Raw genomic sequence first — 23,369 nt, 5'->3', positions numbered from 1 at the left:
GAGATTGATGATGGACAAAACAATCCGTCGCGGCTCATTCGAAATGACCGCCGCCATGCTGATATCCGGGACAATCGGCTGGTTCGTGCTGGTGTCGGGGCAACCGGTGCTGGACGTGGTGTTCTGGCGCTGCGTATTCGGTGCCGGGACCTTGCTGCTGATCTGCGCCGCATTCGGCTTTCTGCGCCCAGGCATCCTGACCCGCACCACCTTCCTGCTGGCGGTGCTCAGCGGTGTTGCGATTGTGGGCAACTGGGTGCTGCTGTTCGCCTCCTATTCCCGGGCCTCGATTGCCATCGGCACGGCGGTGTACAACGTCCAGCCGTTCATGCTGGTGGGTTTGGCGGCATTGTTTCTGGGCGAGAAGATCACCCTTCAGAAGCTGTTCTGGCTGGCGATTTCATTTATGGGAATGCTGGCCATTGTCAGTGCCCATGGGGGGCAGGGCGAGGGTGGCAATGATTACCTGATGGGGATCGCGCTGGCATTGGGGGCGGCGTTTCTGTACGCCATCGCCGCATTGATCATCAAGCGCCTGACCGGCACGCCGCCGCACCTGATTGCGCTGATCCAGGTCTGCACCGGGGTGTTGCTGCTCGCGCCGTTCGCGCATTTTTCAGCGATGCCCGAGGCCCCGAGTGCCTGGGCCAGCCTGGTGACGCTGGGCATTGTCCACACCGGTCTGATGTACGTGCTGCTTTATGGCGCGATCCAAAAACTGCCAACCGCATTGACCGGCGCGCTGTCGTTCATCTACCCGATCGCGGCGATTTTCGTCGACTGGTTTGCCTTTGGCCATCAACTGCAAACCCTGCAATGGATCGGCGTGGCAGCCATTCTGCTGGCCGCGGCCGGCATGCAACAGGGGTGGGGTTTGAAATCACGCCGTCTGGCGGCCCAGTGAGTCAGATCTCCTTGATTGCCGATTTGAACAATCCTTTCAGTTGTTGATTGCCGGCATCGACCAGATGGTTGTCGTCGAAATAAAGTGGCACACCTTGCTTTGACCCCATGCAGTTACCGTCCGGACAAAGCAGCGGGGTCGGGTCCAGCACCTGTGCATTGCACCGTTTCGCCACAGTTTCAATGGCATCGTTGGCGATTCGGTTGCGTTGCTCGTAATCCTGCAACGGGATGGAAATATCGGCTGTATCACCAAAGATGCGTTGATGCAGATTCAGGCCTTTATAGACGCTGAACGGCATCTCCGGGATTGGTTTGACGATGTAAACCGGATGTTTTTCGGCGATGGCGCACACGGTCTTCGCGTATTCATCAACGTAGACCTCACTGAAAGACTTTTGCTGCTGGTCGGGAAAACGAATCCGATAGCTGTTGTTACGACTCGGGTCGGCATACAGCGCCGCTCTGCTGAACAGCACCACTGGAATTCCCGTGTATGAATTCTTCAATATTTGCAGTTTTTCGTGATTGAACGCCTGACATTGACGCTCGAGTGTTTTGTCGTGCATCTGGAAGTTCTGCAATGTCGGACAACCGCCCAGGGACCACGACAAAGCTGCTTGCGGATTATCCATCTGCACAGCGGCGGCGGTCGATTGCGCATGACTGTCGCCAAACAGAATGACTGACACCTCGCCGTTACCCAGTTTGCAATCAGCGGCGCCGTACGCATTCGGATTACATTCCTGGGTATAGAGTTTGCTGGTGTACTCGGGCTGCCCGAGATCGACAAAGGCAAAGCGAAGTGTCGGGTGTTCCTTGACCAGCGACGCCGTCGCGGCGGACACGACAACCATTGCGATCACCCACGATGCAAACCTGAAGAGCGTACCGCGTACCGACGTCATCGGCTTGACCCTGGATTCCACCAGGTAATACGACCCGGCACCCAGAACAAATGACAACGACACTGCGCCCCAGACGTGTGGCCAGCTATTGAGCAGGCCACAAGTGTAGAGAAGAACCACCAGTGGCCAGTGCCACAGATAAACCGAGTAGGAAATGGTGCCGGTGAATTGCAGTGGCTTGAACGTGCTGAAAACCGATCGGGTATTACCGTAGATCACCAGTACCGTGCCCAGAACCGGCAAGAGTGCCAGGTAACCCGGCCAAAGGTCCTGTTCCGAAAAACACAACACACTACCCAAGATGGCCAGCAGCCCCACTCCTTCAGCGATAGAGCCGTTGCGATTGCTCAGTTGCAAGGGAAAGAGAAACACCAGGCCGCCGGCAATCAATTCCCAAGCGCGGGTCGGCAGCATGTAGAAGGCGAATACCGGATCTGTGTGCGTCACGACAGCTGACGCGGCAAACGACAAGGCGGCCAGCATCAACAAGCTGTAGCGGGTTTTTTGCGGCCCCAGATATCTGTGCAGGCCCATCAACAGCAAGGGATACAGCATGTAGAACTGCCATTCGACTGACAGCGACCAGGTGTGCAGCAACCAGTTTTCGTGCAACGGCGCGTCGAAGTAGCTGCCACCCTTGGCGAACATGAAGTTGGAACTGAACAACAGGCTGCTTTTGATCGTTCTGATGACGTCGCGAAAGTCATCCAGCGGCAGAAAGACGAAACCGAACAGCAGCAGGGCAATACACACCACCAACAACGCCGGGATAATGCGCCGGGCTCTCGAGGCATAAAACCCCAGTATCGAAAAACGCTGCTGTTCCAGCCCCGTGAAGATGATACCGGTCATCAGGAAGCCGGAAATGACGAAGAACACGTCTACGCCCGCAAATCCGCCGCCGAATCCCTGAATAGCGAAGTGATAGAGCACCACCGATAGCACGGCGAGCGCCCGCAGGGCATTGATATTCGTCCTGAATTGCATTGAGGCATCCATCCACGTCCGTTGTGGGGGCGCATTGTAGAGAGGATGTCGAGTTTGTTACATCGGAAAAGTCTCAGATATTCCAGCGCGGCGCAGTCTTCGCCAGACGCTGGCGCATCTCGCCGATGTTGGCCGCCAGTTGCCGGGTCAACAAACGGTAGCCGTCCAGCGGGCTGTAGACAGGCGTATCGAGGCTGGCGTCCGGCAACTCCACCGGGCGCCCCAGCCTCTGGGCCGCACCGGATTTCAACGCTCGGGCCATGCCGATCAATTGCACGCGAATGTGCCGGTGTTCGGCCTTGAGCGCCGCTTGCAGGTGCGTCATGGCGTCGGGGTCGTTGGCGTCCGGGCGGATGTTGCCGAGGATTTCCAGAGTGCTGATGCACATGCGCAGGTTGCGCTGGATCGCGTCCAGTTCGGTCATCGACACTTTGACTTCCTTGGATACCGACGGCATCAGCGAACGCAGTTGCACCATCACCGCATTCAGTCGGTTCATCAACTTCAAGTGTTCGTCGGCGGTCACCGGTTGGCCGCCGATGATCCGTCCGTACACCGTGGCGCAATCGCGCAGCGCATCGGCCAGGTTGTAGCGCCACGAGTACACCGCGTACAGCGGCAGGGCGAAGGAAAAGGCCAGGGCCAGGGCGATGCCGATCAGGATATCGACCCCGCGCCACAGCCCGTCAGTGATCGGGTTGTCGCCATGCCCGGCGACGATGAATACGGTGATGGCCGAGAGCAGGGCGGTGTAGCCGCCCTTGCCGATGGCGTGATACGAGAAGAATCCGCACACCACCGCCATCGCAAAATAGGTCAGCCACGGCATTCCCAGCCACGCCTGCTGCGCCACTATCAGCAAACCGACGCCGGCACCGATCAAGGTGCCAATGGCGCGTTCGGCGGCTTTCTTGCCGATGTTGCCGTGGTGCTGCAAGCCGCCGATCACCACCAGCATGGTCACCGACGCCCACTCGCCGTGGGGCAGGTTGATGCCGGTGGTCAGCAGGATCGTCGCCAGCAATCCCAGCGCGACCCGCACCGCGTGAATCGTTCGTGCATGGCGATAACGTCGATACGGGTCGAGCAACGGCCGCAGGATCCGCCGCAACAGCGGCGGCCAACGGTGGGGGCTGAAAGTGCTCAGCGCTGATTCCTCCTCAGAAGATGTAGTCGGTGGCGATGAAGTTCGAATCGCGCCCGCGAATGATTTCGCTGATCAGATCCTTGTTGGGTTCCTGGAACTTGGTCGCCACCAGCGTACGGATCGAAAACACCCGCAGCGCATCGTGTACCGACAGCGTGCCCTCGGCGGAGTTCTTGCGCCCGTTGAACGGGTAAGTGTCCGGGCCGCGCTGGCACTGGGCGTTGAGGTTGATCCGCCCGACCTGGTTGGCGAAGGTATCGACCAGGCGGCCGACGGCGACCGGATTGGTGCCGAAGATGCTCAATTGCTGGCCGAAGTCCGACTCCAGCACATAGTCGATCACGGTATCGAGGTGACGGTACGGCACAATCGGCACGACCGGGCCGAACTGCTCTTCCTGATACACGCGCATCTGCGGCGTCACCGGGTACAGCACCGCCGGGTAGAAGAACGAAGCCCGCGCTTCGCCGCCATTCGGGTTGACTACCTGGGCGCCTTTGCTCTGCGCGTCGGCCACCAGCCCGTGCAGATAATCGACCTTGCCCGACTCCGGCAGCGGCGTCAGCGAAACCCCGCTATCCCACGGCATGCCTGGTTTGAGGCTGGCCAGTTTGGCGTTGAATTTCTCGATGAAGCTGTCGACCACATCTTCATGCACGAACAGAATCTTCAGCGCGGTGCAGCGCTGGCCGTTGAACGACAGGGAACCTGTGACCGCTTCGCTGACCGCGTTGTCCAGATCCACCTCGGGCAGGACGATACCGGGGTTCTTCGCATCCAGCCCCAGCGCGGCACGCAAACGGTGTGGTTTCGGGTGCAGTTTTTTCAGGTCGCTGGCGGCCTTGTTGGTGCCGATGAAGGCGAAGATGTCGATCTTGCCGCTGGCCATCAGCGCACTGACGGTCTCGCGGCCGCTGCCGTAGATCACGTTGATCACGCCGGTCGGGAAACTGTCGCGGAAAGCTTCAAGCAAAGGACGGATCAGCAGCACGCCGAGCTTGGCCGGTTTGAACACCACGGTGTTGCCCATGATCAGCGCCGGGATCAGCGTGGTGAACGTCTCGTTCAGCGGATAGTTGTAAGGGCCCATGCACAGCGCCACGCCGAGCGGGACGCGGCGGATCTGGCCGAGGGTATCCTGCTCCAGCTCAAAACGGCTTGACCGGCGGTCGAGTTCTTTCAGCGCATTGATGGTGTCGACGATGTAGTCGCAGGTGCGGTCGAACTCTTTTTCCGAGTCCTTGAGGTTCTTGCCGATTTCCCACATCAGCAGTTTCACCACGGCGTCGCGCTGCTGGCGCATGCGCCCGAGGAAAGCTTCGACGTGCTGGATGCGCTCGGCCACGCGCATGGTCGGCCACAGGCCCTGGCCCCGGTCGTAGGCGCGGACGGCGGCGTCGAGGGCGGTGAGAGCGGTGTCGGCGTCCAGCAGCGGCGTGCTGCCGAGGATCACTTGTTCGTCGCCGTTGTCGCCGTGCAGATAGACCGGGCTGCGCACGGTGGCGAGCGGGCCGTCCCAGCGGCGCAACTGGCCATCGACCAGGTATTCGCGTTGCTCGACCTGACCGACGAGGCGGTATTTTTCCGGGATGTCGCTGACAGAAGGGAACAGGTTGCCAAGGATGTTTGCTGTGGTCATGTCGCTACCCCGTGTTGATGTCCGCATGCAGATCAAAAAGTCTCAACAGGTTATACGCCTGAATGCGCGGAAATTTAAACCCGCAAATGTCACGCGAATGTCACGCGAAACCGCACAGCAGAGCGGGCATCCACACATGATCGTTCCCACGCTCTGCGTGGAAATGCCTCAAGGGACGCTCCGCGTTCCAAGCGAACGCAGAGCGTCCAGGGCTGCATTCCCACGCGGAGCCTGGGAACGATCGTCTTCAGGTAATGGGCTGGCCCCGTTTGCCCCCCTCAATGTCCCGCAATGCCCTCAACCCGCCGACCCGCCTGCCTTAAGGTGTGACCACAACAATAAGCGAGGCCGTTATGCGGGCAATCCGACTCACATTATTACTGGCGTTGGCCATGACGCTGCCTGGCTGCGGCGAAGACCCCAAACCCCCGGCCAGCACCAACAACACCATTCCCAAAGACCCGGCGCTGGCGCAGATCTACGCCAACAGCTGCCAGCTCTGCCACGCCAACCCCGCCGCGAATGCGCCGCTGACCGGTGACCGCAAGGCCTGGGAACCGCGCATCCAGCAGGGCGCCGACACGCTGCTCGACCATGCCATCAATGGCTACAACGGCATGCCGCCGATGGGCCAGTGCGTCGAGTGCTCGGAAGACCAATTCCTTCAGTTGATCGGTTTCATGGCCGATCAGCCGCTTCCACAATAAGGACCCTGGCATGCCGATAGATCTGACACGCCGGCAGTTGTTGCAACGGGCAAGCATCGTCGGGGCGTTCAGCGCGCTGGCCTGCAATCCGGCGCTGGGCCAGTTGATGCGCGCACCTCGGCTGATTCCCTGGCGCAACTGGTCGGGCGGGCAGAGTTGCCTGCCGGCGGCGCGAGTGGCACCGAAGAATCTGGATGAACTGACCGCAGTGATTCAGCAGGCGCCGGGCAAGATTCGCCCGGTCGGTTCGGCGCATTCCTTCAGCGCGCTGGTACCCACCGACGGCACGTTGCTGTCCTTGAGCTACTTCAACGGTCTGCTCGACCACGACCCGAAAACCCTGCAAGCCGAATTCGCCGCCGGCACCCCGATGTCACGCATGGGCACGCCGCTCAAGGATGTCGGCCAGGCGCTGCAAAACATGGCCGACATCGATTACCAGACACTCGCCGGGGCGATTTCCACCTCCACCCACGGCACCGGCAAAACCTTCCAGTCCTACTCGGCCCACGTCTGCGGGATGCAACTGGTGACCGCCAACGGCGAGGTGCTGGATTGCGATAGCCAGCGTCATCCCGACGTGTTCAACGCCGCGCGGGTATCCCTCGGCGCGTTGGGCGTGGCGACCAAAATCCGCCTGCAAAACCGCCCGGCCTATCGTCTGCGGGAAACCCAGTGGATCGCCAAAACCGAAGAACTGCTCGAAGACCTGGACAAGAACACAAGCGAAAACCAGCACTGGGAAATGCTCGTTGTCACCCATTCCGACTACGCCTTGTCGATCGCCCTCAACGAAACCACCGACCCGCCCACGCCGCCGATCCCGCCCGAAGAGGAGGGCGGCAACGAGTTCGTGACCCTGATCGAGAAGATCGACAAGTACGGCAGCGATTTCCCGAACCTGCGCAGTTCGCTGCTCAACAGCCTGCGACATCTGGCGAGTTTCGATGACCGGGTCGGCGACTCGTTCGACATCTACGCCAACGTGCGCACTGTGCGCTTCAACGAAATGGAATATTCGGTGCCCGCCGAACACGGCCCGGCCTGCCTGCGCGAGATTCTCAAGCTGATCCGCGACAAGGACCTGCGCACCTGGTTTCCCATCGAGTATCGCTACGTGAAGGCCGACGACATTCCGCTGAGCATGTTCGAAGGTCGCGACAGCTGTTCGATCTCGGTCCACCAGCATTACCAGATGGACCACCACAACTTCTTCGCCGCCGTCGAGCCGATCTTCTGGAAGTACAACGGCCGCCCGCACTGGGGCAAGTTGCACACGCTGAATGCCCGCACGCTGCAAACGCTCTATCCGCGCTGGCAGGAATTCATTCAGGTACGCGAGGCGCTGGACCCGAGCGGCAAGTTTCTCAACGGGCATCTGTCGTCGATTCTGGGGGTGAGCTGATGGCGGTCAATCGACGTAATTTCGTGCTCGGTACGTTGGGTGTCGGTGCCCTGCTTGTGGGCGTGGGGGCGTGGCTGCGGCCGGGGGATCGCGGCGGGCCTTACAGCGACTATTTCCGAGCGCTGAACAACGAACTCAAGACCAAAGGCCCGATGCGCCCGGTGTTGCTGATCGATCTGGATCGCCTCGATCACAACATCGACGTGGTGATGCGCTCGGTCAAACGCGCGGGCAAGCAGTTGCGGCTGGTGGAGAAGTCGCTGCCGTCGCCGGGACTGCTCAGCTACATCGGCCAACGGGCGGGGACGCAACGACTGATGTCGTTTCATCAGCCGCTTCTCAATCACGATGCGGTGACGTTCCCGCAGTCCGACATCCTGCTCGGCAAGCCGTTGCCGGTGCGTTCTGCCGAGCTGTTCTATCAAACCCACAAAGGTCCGTTCGACCCGACGAAGCAACTGCAATGGCTGATCGACAACCCCGAACGCTTGCAGCAATACCTCGCGCTGGCCCAGGGATTGGGCACGCGGATGCGGATCAATATCGAGCTCGACGTCGGCCTGCACCGGGGCGGCGTCAGTGACGTGAACGTGCTCGGGCAGATGCTCGCGCTGATCGCCGCCTACCCGCAGCATCTGGAGTTCGCCGGGTTCATGGGCTACGACCCGTTCGTGGGTATGGGCGTGCCGGGGATTCTCGGTTCGCCCGAGGAACTGTTCGCCAAGGTGATGGTGATTTATCAGCGCTGCGTCGACTTCACCCGGCAGCAATATCCGGCGCTGTGGCATGACGGCTTGTGCCTGAACACTGCTGGCAGCCCGAGTTATCGCATGCATGAAAACGAAAGCCTGAGCAGTGAGGTGTCGGTTGGGACAGCGATGCTCAAGCCGACGCATTACGATCTGCCGTCGCTGGTTGAACATGAGCCCGCCACGTACATCTCCACCCCGGTGCTGAAAAGCACGGGGCCGGTGAACATCCCGGCGCTGGATGACAAGTCGAGGCTGTTTTCGTGGTGGGACACCAACCAGCGGCAGACCTTTTTCATCTACGGCGGCAACTGGATGGCCGAGTTCGAATCACCGCCCGGATTGCAGAGCAATGGCGTTTATGGGCGTAGCTCGAATCAGGAGATGGTCAATGGTTCGAATGCCGTTGGCCTGACGGTGGAGGATCAAGTCTTTCTGCGGCCGACCCAGACCGAGGCGGTGTTATTGCAATTCGGCGACTTGCTGGCGGTGCGTGGCGGTAAGATCGTCGACATCTGGCCGGTCTACACCTGACTCAAAACCACCACAAATCCCCCCTGTGGGAGCGAGCTTGCTCCGGGCGGCGTTCCGACGAAGGCGTCCTTTCAGTCAGCATCTATTTGACTGGCACACCGCATTCGCGAGCAGGCTCGCTCCCACAGGGTTTTGTGTTGTCTGCCAAATCCCGATCAATTTCTGTAATGAAGCTTTTATGACAAAAGTTCGGTAGCACATCGCCAGTCCGGTCATGCCTATGTAACGCGCTTGAGGGGCCCTTTTGGGCGCTTTTTACAAGCCGAGGCGGGACGCCGGGAGTGAGGCAATGGGGACTATGGAACGCTACTCGAAAGTGGGCATGCAGGAACTCGATCAACGCCTGTCGAAGATCGTCGAAGCCGCGCGCAAGAAGCCGGTTTCGGTGTATCGCTACGGCGCGCCGTGGGTCTGGATCGTGTCGCAGGATGACTGGCAGGGCGCCTTGAAAGAGGTCTCCAGCTACATTCCGCCGGGTCATTCGCTGGTGCTGCTGCGCCCGCAGATCGACGATTTGCTCGATGCCCACCGCGATCTCCTGCACGAACTCAATGCCCGGCCAGGCATGCTGATCGCCCCGCAGACGGTCATGCACATTCTGCTGCTGCAACTGCTGTATTCGGTGCCCAGCGAGCAGCAGCTCTACGAACAGCTCAATTACAACCTGCTGTTTCGCTGGTTCGTCGGCCTTGGCCTGAACCAGAAAGTCTGGAGCTTCAACGTCCTCAGTCGCGACATCGCCACGCTGCTCAACGAGCCGCGTGCGGTGCAGCTCATCCAGAAAATCATCGGTGAAGTGTTCTGCGGCGCGCTGCTGCAAATGCCCGAGTTCTCCTTGAACTTCGCGCTGCTGCACACCTGGCTGGGCAAGCACGCCGCGGTCCCGCACGTCAGCAATTAACAACGCCAGTCATTGACGCACACGCAAGGCGCAAAAGCGCCAACAGGTCATCGCGAAATTCAGGGGGTAGTGTGGAGCAGATTTTCACGTCACGGCTGGCGCTGTGGAGCTGGCTGCTGGTGACGGCCGGCGCGCAGCCGGCGTTCGCCGATGAGGCCGAAAACGCAGCGGCGCAGCGTCTGGTGGACGTCAACGAATACTTCGTGCGCGGCAACACCGTGCTCGATGCGCGGGCGATCGAAGAAGCGGTGTACCCCTTCCTCGGCCCGCAAAAAGCCTTGAGCGACATCGAAGGCGCGCGGGACGCCCTGCAGAAGGCCTATCAGGAACGCGGCTATCAATCGGTGTTCGTCGAGTTGCCGGAGCAGGCGGTGGCCGACGGCATCGTCTACCTGCAAGTCAGCGAAACCAAGGTCGGCCGGGTGCGGGTGGTCGGCGCCAAACACTATTCGCCGCTGGATATCCGCGACAACGTCCCGGCGCTGAAGGAAGGCGAGGTGCCGGACTTCGCCAAGGTCCAAGGCGAACTGGCGCAACTCAACAAGACCCCGGGCCGGCAGGTGATGCCGCTGGTGCGCGAAGGTCAGCGTCCCGGCACCATGGACGTGGACCTGCAGGTCGAAGACCAGAACCCGTGGACCGCCAGTGTGGGGCTGAACAACGACTACAGCGCCGACACCGAAAAGCTGCGGACCGTCACCAGCCTCGGCTACAACAACCTTTGGCAGTTGGGACACAGCGTCAACCTGACGTTCTTCACCGCGCCGCAGGAAACCGATAACGCCAAGGTCTGGTCCGGCTCCTACACCGCGCCGCTGACCGAGCGCTGGAGCGTGCAATTCTCCGGTTACCAGTCCGACAGCAACGTCGCCACCATCGGTGGCAGCAACGTGCTCGGCAAGGGCCATTCCTATGGCGTAGCGGCGATCTACACGATCCCGTCCAGCGGCAACTGGTCGAACTCGCTGTCGGCCGGCATCGACTTCAAGGACTTCGACGAACGCCTGACCCTGTCCGGCGAGAGCGACAAGGTGCCGCTGAAATACGCGCCGTTCACCTTCGCCTACAACGGCTATCGCTACACAGAAAAGAGCCAGCTCGGCCTCGGCCTGAGCCTGGTCGCCGCCACCCGCAGCATCTTCGGCTACGGCAGCTCCGACGAAGACTTCGACTACAAACGCTACCGCGCCAACCCGAGCTTCGCCGTGCTCAAAGGCGATACCAACTTCACCTGGACCTTCGACAGCGACTGGCAGAGCGCAAGCAAAGCCGCGTTCCAGCTGGCGTCCGGGCCGCTGGTTTCCAACGAACAATTCTCCGCCGGCGGCGCTACATCGGTACGCGGCTATCTGGCCGCTGAACGCACCGCCGATGACGGCTTCCTGATCAGCGAAGAGCTGCGCACACCGTCGCTGGCCAAGTACGTCGGCGGCTGGATGCAGGACTGGCGCTTCTACGCCTTCGCCGAGGGCGCGCAACTCTACCTGCGCGACGAACTGCCGGATCAGGACGCCAATTACGCCCTGGCCAGCGTCGGCCTCGGCACCCGCGCCAGCCTGAGCAAATGGCTGTCCGGCAGCCTCGACTGGGGCTATCCGCTACTCGAAGGGCCGAACACCTCGAAACAGGAATCGCGCCTGCACTTCAACCTTCAGGCCACTTTCTAACAGGAGCACTTTTCATGCAGCGCCTTTTCCTTTCGTTGTTGATCTGCCTGGGCTTCGTGCTCCCGGCCACGGCTCAGGCCTGGTGGCAGGACGACTGGCATTACCGCAAACAGATCGCCGTCGACACCACGCCGCAAGGTGCCGCGATCAATCAGGCCCTCGGCCGCACCGCGCTGCTGGTGCGCCTGCACACCGGCAACTTCACCTTCGACGGCGTTAAAGAGGACGGCTCGGACCTGCGCTTCGTCGCCGCCGATGACAAGACCGTGCTCAACCACCAGATCGAAAGCTTCGACGCGCTGATGGGCATGGCGCTGATCTGGGTCGACGTGCCGAATGTCGAGGGCGGTCAGCGTCAGGACATCTGGATGTACTACGGCAACCAGAAGGCTCCGGCCACCGGCAACGGCCAACTGACGTTCGATCCGAATTACACCGCGCTCTATCACTTCGACGGCGCCACTGGCACCCCGGCCAAAGACACCACCGCTTACGGCAACACCGCGCAGAGCGCGACTGGCGCCGCGATTGACGGCGTAGTAGGGCGGGCCTTGCAGTTCAGCGGTCAGCCGTTGCTGTTGCCAGCCAGTCCGTCGTTGCAGCACAACGCCGGCAGCGCGTTCACCTTCAGTGCCTGGTTGCGTCTGGATCAGGCCAATGGCGAGCAACTGATTCTGGCCCGCCGTGAAGGCGCCAACAGCCTGCTGGTCGGTGTGAATCAGGGTGTGCCGTTCGTGGAAATCGACGGCCAGCGCGCCGTCGCTACGCAGCCACTGAATCCGGGCCAATGGCAGCACGTCGCACTGACCGCCGAAGGCGCGAAAGTGACGCTCTACATCAACGGTCGTGAAAGTGCTGCACTGGCCCAGGCGATGCCGGCGTTCAACTCGGTCATGGCCATTGGTGCTGATCTTTCCCCGAGCGCGTTCCAGCCGTTCGTGGGCGCCATCGATGAACTGCGCCTGTCGAAAATCGCCCGTCCGGCACCGTTGCTGCTGGCCGATGCAACGTCCCAAGGCGCCGAGTCGAAACTGGTCGCCTATGGCGTCGATGAAGAACAGTCCGGCTTCGGTTTCGGCAGCCTCGGCTTCCTGCTCAACGCCGTACCGGTGGACGCCTGGGTGATCATCGCGGTGCTGGTACTGATGATGTTCCAGTCGTGGATCATCATGCTGCGCAAGAACCGCACTCTCAGCCGCGTCACCGCCGCCAACGAAGACTTCCGCGTGCAATTCGCCAAGGTCGGCACGCGTCTGGAAATGTTCGCCGACGACACCCAACTCGCTCAGCGTCTGCAGCACTCGCCGCTGTGGCGCCTGTACCTGGTGGCGGTGAAAGAGATCCGCACCCGCCGCGAGCAGGGCGCCGATACCTCGTCGGTTTCCGCCGCAACCATCGAAGCCATCCGCTGCTCGATGGACGGCGTGCGCACCCGTGAAAACCAGCAACTGAGCTCGAAGCTCTCGACCCTGTCCAACGCCATCGCCGGCGGCCCGTACATCGGTCTGCTCGGCACCGTGCTGGGGATCATGGTGGTGTTCCTCGGCACGGCGATGGCCGGCGACGTCAACATCAACGCCATCGCGCCGGGCATGGCGGCAGCCTTGCTCGCCACGGCCATGGGCCTGTTCGTCGCGATTCCGGCGCTGTTTGGCTACAACCGCCTGATCACCCGCAACAAGGAAGTCAGCGCTGACATGCGCGTGTTCGTCGACGAGTTCATCACCCGTCTGGCGGAGATGCACGGCGAAGGCCAGTCCAGTGAAGCGGCGCATCAGCGCGGTCATCACGCCAACCACTCCGTACCGGCCTGAGGAGCACAGACATGGCGTCCGTAAATGCCTCCCACGACGATGACGAAGATGCCGCAGTGGACAGCATCAACATCACGCCCCTGGTGGACGTGCTGATGGTGGTGCTGGTGATGTTCATCCTCACCGCCACCGCGCAGGTCTCCGGGATCCAGATCAACCTGCCCAAGGCCAGCGCCGCGGTGTCGTTGTCCGAAGCCAAGACCAAGGCGATTTCGGTCAACGACGGCGGCCAGGTGTTCCTCGACGCCTACCCGGTGACCTTGCCGGAGCTGGAAGAACGCCTGCGCATCGAGAAAGCGCAGAACCCGGACTTCCCGGTGATCGTGCGCGGCGACGCCACGGTGCAATACCAGAAGGTCATCGAAGTGCTGGACCTGTTGCGCCGGCTCGAACTGTCCCAGGTCGGTCTCGTTACCGGCAAACCGACGCAGGGCTGAGTGATGACTGCACAACTGCCAATCGAGCCTTTGCCGGTGAAGAAGTCGCCACTGCGTTACGTGAAGTGGGGCGCCGGGCTGCTGCTGGGCGCCGTCGCGGCGTTCCTGCTGTGGCAGTGGGCCAACGACATGAGCGGCATCCGCCGGGAAGCGCCGAAGGTGCCGACGATCATTCCGTTGCCGCCACCGCCACCACCGCCGCCGGAAAAACCGCCGGAGCCGGAAACCCCGGTGGAAGAAAAAATCGTCGAGCCCGAGCCAACGCCCGAACCGCAAGAGGTCAAGCCCGAGGAAGAGGCACCGCCATCGCCGGCGGACGACCTGGCCAACCCGATGCAAATGGACGGCGACGCCCAGAGCGGCAGCGACGCCTTCAACATCGGCGCGGGCAAGGGCGGCGGCATGGCCGGTTCCGGCGGTGGGCGACTGGGCAACGGCACCTACAGCCAGTTCCTCGCGTTCACCTTCCAGAAGCTGCTGCGCGAGAACCCCGACCTGCGCAACCTGGCGTTTTCGCTGCAGGCCGATGTGTGGCTGAGCAGCGTCGGCGAGATCACCCGGGTCGAGCTCATCAAGTCCAGCGGCAACTCCGAGATTGACAGTCAGGTGCTGGCCGCCTTGCGTAACGCGCCCCACCTGAGCGAACGGCCACCGGCCTCCATCACCTTGCCTGTGCGCATGTCCCTGCAAGGGCGGCGTCCGGGTTAACCGAATTCATAAAGCTGTATGAAAAGGAGTTGTGTGCAGATGATTTCCAACGTGAATCGATTGTCCCTGGCGGTCGGCATGGTCATCGCGACCCTGGTCGGTCAGGCCGCGGCAGCGCCTGCGCCCTCGGAGAACGCCACGATCAATCTGATCCGCTTGCTGGTCGAGCAGGGCATTCTGAAACAGGACAAGGCCGACGCACTGATCGCCCAGGCCCAGAACGAAGCGGCCCAGGCCAAGCAGGCTGCGGCGTCCACCGCTGTGGCCGCCGGGCCGGTCGCCGCACCGGGCGATGTGCGGGTGCAATACGTGCCGGCCGCAGTGCGCGACCAGATCCGCGATCAGGTCAAGGCTGAGGTCATGGCCACCGCCAAACAGGAAAACTGGGCTGCGCCCAATACGTTCCCGGACTGGGCGTCGCGCATCAGCTTCGACGGCGACATCCGTCTGCGTGACGAATCGCGCTATTACTCGGGCAGCAACAGCAACGAAATCGTCGACTTCGCCAAGCTCAACAACAACGGCCCGTACGACGTGAACCCCAACAGCAGCACCGCATTGCCCCCGTTGCTCAACACCCGCGAAGACCGCGAAAACCTGTTCCGCCTGCGCGCCCGACTGGGCATGAAAGCGGAGATTTCGCCGCAATGGACCGCCGGCATCCGCATCGGCACCGGCTCGGACAACAATCCGGTGTCGACCACCCAGAACCTCGGCGGTGGCTTCTCGAAAAAGGACATCTGGCTCGATCAGGGTTACCTGACCTGGAAGCCGTCGGATGAACTGACCCTGACCGGTGGCCGTTTCGCCAACCCGTTCATGTCCACCGACATGCTGTACTCCAACGACCTGAACTTCGACGGCGTGGCGGCGATTTTCGACCACAAGCTCAGCCGCGACTGGGGCGTATTCGGCACCGTCGGCGCGTTCCCGGTGGACTACACCAACGACACCACCACCAGCAACGGCTTCGACAAGGAAGAAAGCGACAACAAATGGCTGTACGGCGCGCAGATCGGCGCCAAATGGGCGATCAACAGCAACAACCGCCTGAAAGGTGCATTGGCTTACTACCGCTTCGACGACATCGAAGGCCAGCGCTCCAGCCCTTGCGAACCGTGGGCCGGCGCACCGGGCTGCGACAGCGACGGCACCCGCGCGGCGTTCATGCAGAAGGGCAACAGCGTGTTCCTGCTGCGTGACATCACGCCGAACCCGCTCAACCCGAGCACTACGCCGCAGCCTCAATTCGTTGGTCTGGCGTCCGAATTCAACCTGCTGGACCTCAACGTGGTGTGGGACGCCGACCTGCCGGAAGACTTCAAACTGCGCAGCCAGGGCAACTACATCCACAACCTCGGTTACGACGAAGGCGACATGCGCAAGCGCTCGGCCGGGCAACTGGTCAACAACCTCGACAGCAACGGCAACATCGAAAGCGGCGCCAATGCGTGGATGGTCCAGTTCACCCTCGGCAACGCACTGGAGCTGAAGAAGCAGGGCGACTGGAACCTGTTCGCCGGCTACAAGTACATCCAGCCGGATGCCTTGCCGGACGGCTTCAACGATTCGTCGTTCCACCTCGGCGGCACCAACGCCAAGGGCTACTTCCTGGGCGGCAATTACGGTCTGGCGAAGAACGTCTACGCCACCGGCCGCTGGCTGAGTTCGGAGGCGGTGTATGGCGCGCCGTTCGACATCGACGTCATGCAGCTTGAGATCAACACGCGCTTCTAAGCGCCGGGAGAGGGATATGAAAATCCGCTTTTTATGGCTTGGGCTCGGGATGTTGATCGCCACCGGGGCGAGCGCCGAAGGCATGGAAGAACGCCTGCGCACCCAGTTGCGCAGCACCACCCAGCAGTTGCAAGCCCTGCAAAGCCAACAGGCCCAGGCCAGCGCCGCGCAACTGGCGGCGCAGAACGAAGCCAAGGCTGCGCAGGCACAAATCAAGCAATTGACCGCCGAACTGGCCAAGGCCAAAGGCCTCGCCGAGCAACTGGCCGGGCAGCAGCAAGCCTTGCACAGCCAGGCCCAGGCGCAAGTCGCGGCCAGCAACGAGCAGACCGGCAAGTTCAAGAAAGCCTATGACGAGTTGTTGGTCATGGCCCGTGCCAAAGAGGCAGAACGGTCTAAGCTTCAAGCGCAATTGACTGAACGTGACACACAAGTGCAGCAATGTTCGGTCAAGAATCAGCAGATGTACGGCGTGGCCAAGCAGATTCTCACCGCCTACGAAAACATCGATGTGGCCGAGGTGATGAAAATCCGCCAGCCCTTCGCCGGCAGTGCCCGGGTCAAGTTCGAAGAACTGGCTCAGGGCTTCGGCGATGAACTGTACAAGACTCAATTCGATGCGCCGCAAGCTGCGATCGCGCACTGATTAAAAGACTCATGGACAAGGAAGAAGTAATGACTCAATTGATCTCCCACGTATCCCCGCAATCCCTGACCGACGTGCTGCAAGCTGCCGGTTACCGCGTCAACCAGACCGAACAGAACGGCATCGTCCAGTTGCTCAGCGCCAGCCAGGGCATCGGTTACGCCGTGCGTTTCGGCAACCCGGCGGTGGCGGAGCAGGGCAGCTACGTCGACTTCACCTTCAGCTGCGCCTTGCGCGTGCAGGGCGAGTTGCCGGCCGGTGTGGCCGAGCAGTGGAACGCGACGCGCCGGTTTGCCCGGTTGTCGTTGCAGGGCGAGTTTCTGGTGATGGAAATGGACGTGGTGGTGGCTGCTGGCGTCAGCGGCGATTACCTGCGCGGCAACCTGGAATTGTGGGATCGCCTGTTGCAGGAGTTCATCGTGTACCTGCGTGATTTCACCCAGAACGCTGCTGCCGCCCAGGCGCCAAAAGTTGAGCAAGAGGAAGTCGCGCTGTGACAAAACCTGCCATGGTAATCAGCGCCGCTGCGGTGGCGCTGTTGGTGGTCGCCGTGGCGCTGGTGGTGCGGCCGGGTAATGACCCGGTCGCCGCCCAGCAACCGGCGCCGGTCATTACGGCGAACAGTGGGCCTGCGGTGGCACGTTTGGGCAATCAGCAGGTCTCGCCGGAGGAATTGCAGGCGCTGCTGGCGGCCGTCCCGCCGCAGACTCGTGAGCAACTGCGTGGCAATCGTGAGGCGCTGGAGCGCTGGATTCGTTCACGCCTGGCCGAGAAAGCCGTGCTGGAACAGGCTGATGCCCAGGGCTGGGCGCAGCGCCCGGACGTGGTTCGGCAAACCCGTGCAGCCACCGAACAGATCGTGTTCCGCGACTATTTGCAGTCGGTGAGCCAAGTGCCGGCGGATTACCCGAGCGCTGCTGAATTGCAGCAGGCATATGACGCGGGCAAGGCCAACTGGCAGACGCCGGCGCTGTATCGGGTCAGCCAGATTTTCCTCGGGGTGAATGAGCCGCAGAATCTTGAGGCCGTACGCAAGCAGGCGGCGGAGTTGAGCAAGAAAGCCCAGGCAACTTCGGCGGACTTTGCAGCGCTGGCCAAGGAGTTTTCCCAGGATCGCCTCACCGCTGAACGTGGTGGAGATACCGGCCTGCAACCCTTGCAGCAACTGGTGCCGGAAGTGCGCGGTGCGGTGGCGCGACTCAAGGTTGGCGCGGTCTCCGATCCCGTGCAAAGCAGTGCCGGCTTCCACGTGATCAAACTCACCGAACAACAACCGGCCCGCATCGCGACCCTCGATGAACTGCGCGACCAACTGACCCAGGCCTTGCGGGCTCAGCGTCAGGAGCAGATTGCCCAGGCTTATCTGGACGGCATGCTCAACACCGCGACACTGAGCATTGACGGGGCCGAGCTCAATAAGGTGCTGGAGACCAAACCCTAAGCGCGGCACACCAAAACAAAGATCGACAGGGAGTCATCGATGTCATTCACCGAACCCGCAGCACGACAGAGCAGCGCCGATTTCCGCTGGCCCCGGGACAAGGACGAACCCTGGCTGGCGCAGGCCGCGACCCTCGACGGCGACGTCGCCCAATACTTTCTGGTCAGCGCCCGTTGCGGCTGCTTCATGCAGGCCGCCCGCAGCCTCAACGTGCGCTCGACCCTGCTGCGCAAGCAACTGGCGCAACTCGAACAGCAACTGCAATGCGCACTGTTCAGCTTTCAGGGCAGCGCCCTCAGCCTGACCCGCGAAGGCCTGCAATTGCAGGCGCAACTGATCGCTTTGGCCCACGAACGCAAGCTGCCGGTGATTGAGCAGCCCTTGATCAGGCTGGCCGTCGCCGAATCGATCCTGCATGACATCCTCGGCCGCGACCTCATCGCACTGCTGCGCCGCAACGCCAGCGTGCGCCTCGAAATCATCGCCCTCGACAGCGAACTGGCCCTGCGCGCCGTCAGCGCCGACATCGTGCTGTGGCTCGCCCACGGCGACACCCCGCATCCTGGCCCGACCTTCACCATCAGCGAACCGCAACGCCTCGCGCAACTGGAATATCAGCCGCACATTGCCAAGCGTTACTCCCGCGTGACCGCGCGCCCGGAAAGCCCGGATGACCTCGCCGATTTCATGCTGGTGCAATGGCAGCACGATCGGCAGATCGGCAGCTTTCGGCCGTGGAATGAACTGGTCGAACAGCGGTTGGCCGGGGTGGTGCAGATGCAGTCGTATGAGCTGATGCTGGAGATGATTCGTTGCAGCGCGTGTATTGGTTTGCTGCCGATGTACATGAGCCGGTTTGATCGCGGATTGGTGGCGCTGCCGGGGTTGTTTGACGAGGCGATGCGGTTGCAGGCGTGGTTGGCGATTAATTCCGCATCGCAGGATGTGGCTGAAGTACAGACGTTGGTTGAGTTGATTCAGCGGACGTTCAATGAGCGGCAGGAGTGGTTTGAGTAGGCGGACTTAGATCGTTCCCACGTCGAGGCGTCGAACCGTCCGCGTGGGAATGCCTCAAGGGACGCTCCGCGTTCCAGCTCCGGAAGGGACGCGGAGCGTCCCGGGCTGCATTCCCACGCAGAGCGTGGGAACGATCAGGCGATCAGGTTACAGCGGCGCCTCGGCCTTCAACTCCAGATTATCCAGTGCCCGATTTACCGCCAGTTCACCCAGCATGATCAGTTGCGCAATGCCCAGCAGCACGTGTCGATGCGAACCGTCCACCAGCCCGGCGAAGTCGGTGGCCATGGTTTTGGCCGAGGTCAGGGTTTCGCAGGCGTCGGCCAGCAGTTCTTCGCTGTCGATGCCGGGGGCGATGAGGTAGCGGGTGTTGGGTTTGAGCAGCGGTTTTCTGGGGAGCAGGGGATTGAAGTAGTGATCGAGGGCGCGTTCGGCGGCTTCGTGGAAGGTCTTTGAATCGAGGGATTCGTAGGGCGAGGTAGTATCGGTTTCGGGTGGATTTGGCGTTGGTTTGATCATGGTAGTACTCCCTGATTGATGGAGCTGCCACGGTTCGCTGCGAAACGAATGGAGGTGGCAGCTGTACGCGGGTTCGCAGACCGGGAATCAAGGAACCCGGCATACCCGAAGGTATCCCGCGCACAACCGCCATTACGCGACCAGCAAAGAATGCTGAACGGAAACGACGCTCTGGGCGCCTTGATTGATCCGGGCTGCGAAACCCGATCGCTGATTCATCAGCGACCCGGAAACGATAGAGCCCGCCCTCAAGGCGCACAAGCCGGCGGATTCTGGCGGATGCGTAGGCAATGGCGCAAGCCGTTGTGGCTTGCCGGACGTTTCGGTCAACGGCTTTAAACAGTCGTGGCGAATCCGTGAAGAAGCGGTTTACAGTGACCGGCCACGCACTGATCCAGGAGGGATCTTTCATGCCTGAGCACAACCCCGCCATTCACCTTGAGCGCTACAACGAATCCCACGTCGAGGGCATCACCGCGCTCTATAACGACCCGGCCGTGACCCGGCAGGTGTTGCAGATGCCGTTTCAGACCACCGAGGTCTGGCGCAAACGCCTGGCGCCGGACAACGAGCGGGTGGTGCAACTGGTAGCGCTGCATCAGGGGGTGGTGATCGGCAATCTGGGGCTGGAGCAGTATTCACGAATTCGCCGCAGCCATGCGGGCAGTGTCGGCATGGCCGTTGCGGTGGCGTGGCAGGGCAAGGGCGTGGGTTCGAAGCTGCTGGCAGCGGCGCTGGACATCGCCGACAACTGGATGAACCTGCACCGGGTCGAGCTTTCGGTGTACGCCGACAACGAGGCGGCCATCGGCCTCTATCGCAAGTTCGGCTTCGAAAATGAGGGCCTGTTCCGCGATTACGCCGTGCGTGATGGGCAATGGGTCGACACCTTGAGCATGGCGCGTCTGCGCAAACGCTGACCTTCTGTCCGTCAATGGTCGATGGGGCGACCGTGCAGGCAAATGACTTGCACGGCCGTCATCGGCATCTGCCATGCTCGGAGTCCGCAGCACTGCTTCCTCAAAGGAACACCGCAATGGACGACGTACAGCAACTGGGCGAAATGCTTCGCCACTATGCCGACAGCGAAGCGCACAAGAAGCAACTGTTCGAGACGCAATCGGCGACCTGGGCCACCCGGATCACCGAGTTGTTCGGGCGGATCCAGCAATGGCTGGAACCGGTGCAGGCGCCGGGGTTGCTGGAGGTGAGTCGCGAGGCTTATGTGGCGTTCGGGCCGAGCACACCGGTTGAGACCTCAACCTTCAAGACTGAAAAACTGAGCATCGTGATTGCCGGCAAACCGGTCGAGTTTGTGCCGGACGTGATGGGCAGCGGCGGGCAGATTTCGCTGGCGGTGATGGGGTTGACGGCGGCGCGGTATGGGAGTGTTTCGTTGGTGGGACTGCCGGGCGGGGAGTGGCAGTGGCGCAAGACCAATGGGTTGAAGGATCCGGATACCTTTGCCTTCGACGCGAATTTCCTCGCGCAGCAATTGCAAAGCCTCATCCCCCGCGACCGAGGTTGACACACATGATCGTTCCCACGCTCTGCGTGGGAATGCAGCCCGGGACGCTCCGCGTCCCTTCCGGAGCTGGAACGCGGAGCGTCCCTTGAGGCATTCCCACGCAGAGGGTGGGAACGATCAGTAAGGGGTGGCTCACATTTCGAGGTTGATCCAGCCCGGTTTGGCTATCTCCGGCGCCACCGCTTTCACGGTTTTACCGGTGGCCATCTCAACCCGCCGCGCCACCTCCGGATCATCCGCAAACGGCGTCAGACTCGCCTCATCCAGACTTTCGGCCGTCTCGTGTCGCAAGCAGTACTCAACCGCCAGCCACAGAAACACCACGCCCAACACATTCAATAAAACATCGAACATGACCAGCTCCCTTGATCAGGCGATCTGCGCTTCACGATGGGCAATCGCAACATCCGCCACTCGCACCGTGCGCCACACGTTGTAGGCCATCAGCAACATGCCGCTGAGGAAGAACACCCCGCCGGCAAACCGTACGACAAACCCCGGATGGCTGGCCTGCAGCGCTTCTACGAACGAATAAGTCAGCGTGCCGTCCTCGTTGATCGCCCGCCACATCAGGCCCTGCGTGATGCCGTTGACCCACATCGAAGCGATGTACAACACCGTGCCGATGGTCGCCAGCCAGAAGTGCAGATTGATCAGCGGCGTGCTGTGCATGCGCTCGCGGCCAAAGACCTTGGGCACCATGTGATACGTCGCGCCGAAGGTGATCATCGCCACCCAGCCCAGTGCCCCCGCGTGGACGTGGCCGATGGTCCAGTCGGTGTAGTGGGAGAGGGCGTTGACGGTCTTGATCGCCATCATCGGCCCTTCGAACGTCGACATGCCGTAGAACGCCAGCGATAGAACGAGGAAACGCAGGATCGGGTCGGTGCGCAATTTATGCCACGCGCCGGAGAGGGTCATCATCCCGTTGATCATGCCGCCCCAGCTCGGTGCCAACAGGATCAACGACATCGCCATGCCCAGCGACTGCGCCCAGTCCGGCAGCGCGGTGTAATGCAAATGGTGCGGGCCGGCCCAGATGTACAGGGTGATCAGTGCCCAGAAGTGCACGATCGACAACCGGTACGAATACACCGGCCGATTCACTTGCTTGGGCACGAAGTAATACATCATCCCGAGGAACCCGGTGGTCAGGAAGAAACCCACCGCGTTGTGGCCGTACCACCACTGCACCATGGCGTCGGTGGCGCCGGAATACACCGGATAGGACTTGAACCAGTCCACCGGGATCGACAGGTGATTGACCACGTGCAGCATGGCGATCACCAGAATGAACGCGCCGAAAAACCAGTTGCCGACATAGATGTGTTTGGTCTTGCGCTGCACCACGGTGGTGAAAAACACCACGGCGTACGCGACCCAGACCACGGCCATCCACACCGCGCCGGAGAATTCGATCTCGGCGTATTCCTTGGTGGTGGTGTAGCCCAGCGGCAGGGTGACCAGCATGATCACGATCACCGATTGCCAACCCCAGAAGGTGAAGGCGGCGAGTTTGTCCGAGTACAGCCGCACCTGGCAGGTGCGCTGCACGGCGTAATAACTGGCGGCGAATTGCGCGCTGCCGGCGAAACCGAAAATCACCAGGCTCGTGTGCAAGGGTCGCAAGCGGCCAAAGGTGGTCCACGGCAGGTCCAGATTCATCTCCGGCCATACCAGTTGCGAGGCGATCCATACCCCCATCGCCATGCCCACGACACCCCAGAAAACAGTCGCGATGACGAATTGGCGGACGACCTTGTAGTTATAAGCCTGTCCGATTGTTGCTGTGCTCATGGTCAGTTCATCCACGGTTGCAAAGTCTTGCCAGGCCACCCGGTCTGGCACGAACTGCACTGTAGAAACCCCACCGGAAACAAAACAGGCTCAGGAATTGATCATTTATGCGGATCAGATCCAGGCGCTGCCTGCGGCCATCTGCCGCGTCCTGATACGGTTTTTATGCGTTCAGGTG

General features: G+C 61.5%; 22 protein-coding genes. 16 read left to right on the top strand and 6 right to left on the bottom strand.

The annotated features are described in order from the left end of the window. Positions 1 to 10: 10 nt before the first annotated feature. Entirely contained in the window at positions 11 to 904 is an 894-nt protein-coding gene (locus tag CAF80_RS08190; protein WP_085667136.1) for a DMT family transporter, read from the top strand. Between the two features lies 1 nt (position 905). Here the strand turns inward: CAF80_RS08190 and CAF80_RS08185 are convergent, their stop codons facing one another. The 3 genes from CAF80_RS08185 to CAF80_RS08175 form a co-directional block, all read right to left on the bottom strand. Continuing rightward, the gene (locus CAF80_RS08185; protein ID WP_085667135.1) at positions 906 to 2,798 is read right to left on the bottom strand and encodes an acyltransferase family protein; all 1,893 of its coding nucleotides are present in this window, start codon (positions 2,796 to 2,798) and stop codon (positions 906 to 908) included. 73 nt (positions 2,799 to 2,871) lie between these two features. Beyond that, on the bottom strand, positions 2,872 to 3,912 hold the full coding sequence (locus CAF80_RS08180) for an FUSC family protein (RefSeq protein ID WP_170928280.1): 1,041 nt from the start codon (positions 3,910 to 3,912) through the stop codon (positions 2,872 to 2,874). 46 nt (positions 3,913 to 3,958) lie between these two features. Next, positions 3,959 to 5,584 (bottom strand): NADP-dependent glyceraldehyde-3-phosphate dehydrogenase, encoded by a 1,626-nt coding sequence (locus CAF80_RS08175; RefSeq protein WP_085667133.1) that lies wholly within the window; start codon positions 5,582 to 5,584, stop codon positions 3,959 to 3,961. Between the two features lie 353 nt (positions 5,585 to 5,937). Between CAF80_RS08175 and CAF80_RS08170 the strand changes: the two genes are divergently transcribed. The 13 genes from CAF80_RS08170 to CAF80_RS08110 all read left to right on the top strand — a co-directional run bounded on the left by CAF80_RS08170 (position 5,938) and on the right by CAF80_RS08110 (position 19,347). Then, on the top strand, positions 5,938 to 6,291 hold the full coding sequence (locus CAF80_RS08170) for a cytochrome c5 family protein (protein ID WP_039772345.1): 354 nt from the start codon (positions 5,938 to 5,940) through the stop codon (positions 6,289 to 6,291). A gap of 76 nt (positions 6,292 to 6,367) precedes the next feature. Continuing rightward, on the top strand, positions 6,368 to 7,696 hold the full coding sequence (locus CAF80_RS08165; RefSeq protein WP_170928279.1) for a D-arabinono-1,4-lactone oxidase: 1,329 nt from the start codon (positions 6,368 to 6,370) through the stop codon (positions 7,694 to 7,696). Positions 7,697 to 7,770: 74 nt separating this feature from the next. After that, a complete protein-coding gene (locus CAF80_RS08160) occupies positions 7,771 to 8,979 on the top strand; it encodes a DSD1 family PLP-dependent enzyme (protein WP_170928278.1) in 1,209 nt (402 codons plus the stop codon). Between the two features lie 289 nt (positions 8,980 to 9,268). Then, positions 9,269 to 9,880, top strand: a complete 612-nt coding sequence (locus tag CAF80_RS08155; RefSeq protein ID WP_080770658.1) for a transposase — start codon at positions 9,269 to 9,271, stop codon at positions 9,878 to 9,880. Between the two features lie 71 nt (positions 9,881 to 9,951). Next, complete coding sequence (locus CAF80_RS08150; RefSeq protein WP_085667130.1) at positions 9,952 to 11,547, top strand: ShlB/FhaC/HecB family hemolysin secretion/activation protein; 1,596 nt, start codon at positions 9,952 to 9,954, stop codon at positions 11,545 to 11,547. Positions 11,548 to 11,561: 14 nt separating this feature from the next. Continuing rightward, the gene (locus tag CAF80_RS08145; protein WP_085667129.1) at positions 11,562 to 13,361 is read left to right on the top strand and encodes a DUF2341 domain-containing protein; all 1,800 of its coding nucleotides are present in this window, start codon (positions 11,562 to 11,564) and stop codon (positions 13,359 to 13,361) included. An 11-nt stretch (positions 13,362 to 13,372) separates the two neighbouring features. Continuing rightward, a complete protein-coding gene (locus CAF80_RS08140; protein ID WP_007955109.1) occupies positions 13,373 to 13,798 on the top strand; it encodes a biopolymer transporter ExbD in 426 nt (141 codons plus the stop codon). A gap of 3 nt (positions 13,799 to 13,801) precedes the next feature. Continuing rightward, entirely contained in the window at positions 13,802 to 14,506 is a 705-nt protein-coding gene (locus CAF80_RS08135) for an energy transducer TonB (protein ID WP_085667128.1), read from the top strand. Between the two features lie 39 nt (positions 14,507 to 14,545). After that, positions 14,546 to 16,243, top strand: coding sequence for a putative porin (locus tag CAF80_RS08130; RefSeq protein ID WP_039772353.1), 1,698 nt, complete (start codon positions 14,546 to 14,548; stop codon positions 16,241 to 16,243). Between the two features lie 16 nt (positions 16,244 to 16,259). Then, the gene (locus CAF80_RS08125; protein ID WP_085667127.1) at positions 16,260 to 16,889 is read left to right on the top strand and encodes a DNA repair protein; all 630 of its coding nucleotides are present in this window, start codon (positions 16,260 to 16,262) and stop codon (positions 16,887 to 16,889) included. Between the two features lie 29 nt (positions 16,890 to 16,918). After that, entirely contained in the window at positions 16,919 to 17,386 is a 468-nt protein-coding gene (locus tag CAF80_RS08120) for a YbjN domain-containing protein (RefSeq protein ID WP_039772356.1), read from the top strand. Further along, positions 17,383 to 18,330, top strand: a complete 948-nt coding sequence (locus CAF80_RS08115; RefSeq protein WP_085667126.1) for a peptidylprolyl isomerase — start codon at positions 17,383 to 17,385, stop codon at positions 18,328 to 18,330. Before CAF80_RS08120 ends, CAF80_RS08115 begins: the two co-directional genes overlap by 4 nt. Before the next feature lie 39 nt (positions 18,331 to 18,369). Further along, a complete protein-coding gene (locus CAF80_RS08110) occupies positions 18,370 to 19,347 on the top strand; it encodes a LysR family transcriptional regulator (RefSeq protein ID WP_085667125.1) in 978 nt (325 codons plus the stop codon). Positions 19,348 to 19,494: 147 nt separating this feature from the next. Here the strand turns inward: CAF80_RS08110 and CAF80_RS08105 are convergent, their stop codons facing one another. Then, positions 19,495 to 19,866: a DUF6124 family protein gene (locus tag CAF80_RS08105; RefSeq protein WP_039772362.1), complete on the bottom strand. Its 372-nt coding sequence runs from the start codon at positions 19,864 to 19,866 to the stop codon at positions 19,495 to 19,497. A gap of 410 nt (positions 19,867 to 20,276) precedes the next feature. On the opposite strand from CAF80_RS08105, the gene CAF80_RS08100 reads away from it, so the two are divergent. Together CAF80_RS08100 and CAF80_RS08095 are read left to right on the top strand one after the other, a co-directional pair. Further along, entirely contained in the window at positions 20,277 to 20,786 is a 510-nt protein-coding gene (locus CAF80_RS08100) for a GNAT family N-acetyltransferase (RefSeq protein ID WP_074690896.1), read from the top strand. Positions 20,787 to 20,902: 116 nt separating this feature from the next. Next, on the top strand, positions 20,903 to 21,394 hold the full coding sequence (locus tag CAF80_RS08095; RefSeq protein WP_074690897.1) for a hypothetical protein: 492 nt from the start codon (positions 20,903 to 20,905) through the stop codon (positions 21,392 to 21,394). Positions 21,395 to 21,526: 132 nt separating this feature from the next. Here the strand turns inward: CAF80_RS08095 and CAF80_RS08090 are convergent, their stop codons facing one another. Together CAF80_RS08090 and ccoN are read right to left on the bottom strand one after the other, a co-directional pair. Then, the gene (locus CAF80_RS08090) at positions 21,527 to 21,748 is read right to left on the bottom strand and encodes a hypothetical protein (protein ID WP_074690898.1); all 222 of its coding nucleotides are present in this window, start codon (positions 21,746 to 21,748) and stop codon (positions 21,527 to 21,529) included. Between the two features lie 15 nt (positions 21,749 to 21,763). Further along, positions 21,764 to 23,191 carry a cytochrome-c oxidase, cbb3-type subunit I gene (ccoN, locus tag CAF80_RS08085; RefSeq protein ID WP_085667259.1) on the bottom strand — a complete coding sequence of 476 codons (1,428 nt, stop codon included), beginning with the start codon at positions 23,189 to 23,191 and terminating at the stop codon, positions 21,764 to 21,766. Between the last annotated feature and the right edge of the window lie 178 nt (positions 23,192 to 23,369).

This window comes from Pseudomonas sp. B34(2017), assembly GCF_002112915.1.
In the GTDB taxonomy this organism is placed as follows: domain Bacteria; phylum Pseudomonadota; class Gammaproteobacteria; order Pseudomonadales; family Pseudomonadaceae; genus Aquipseudomonas; species Aquipseudomonas pharyngis.
This window is presented reverse-complemented; position numbering and strand designations above follow the sequence as displayed.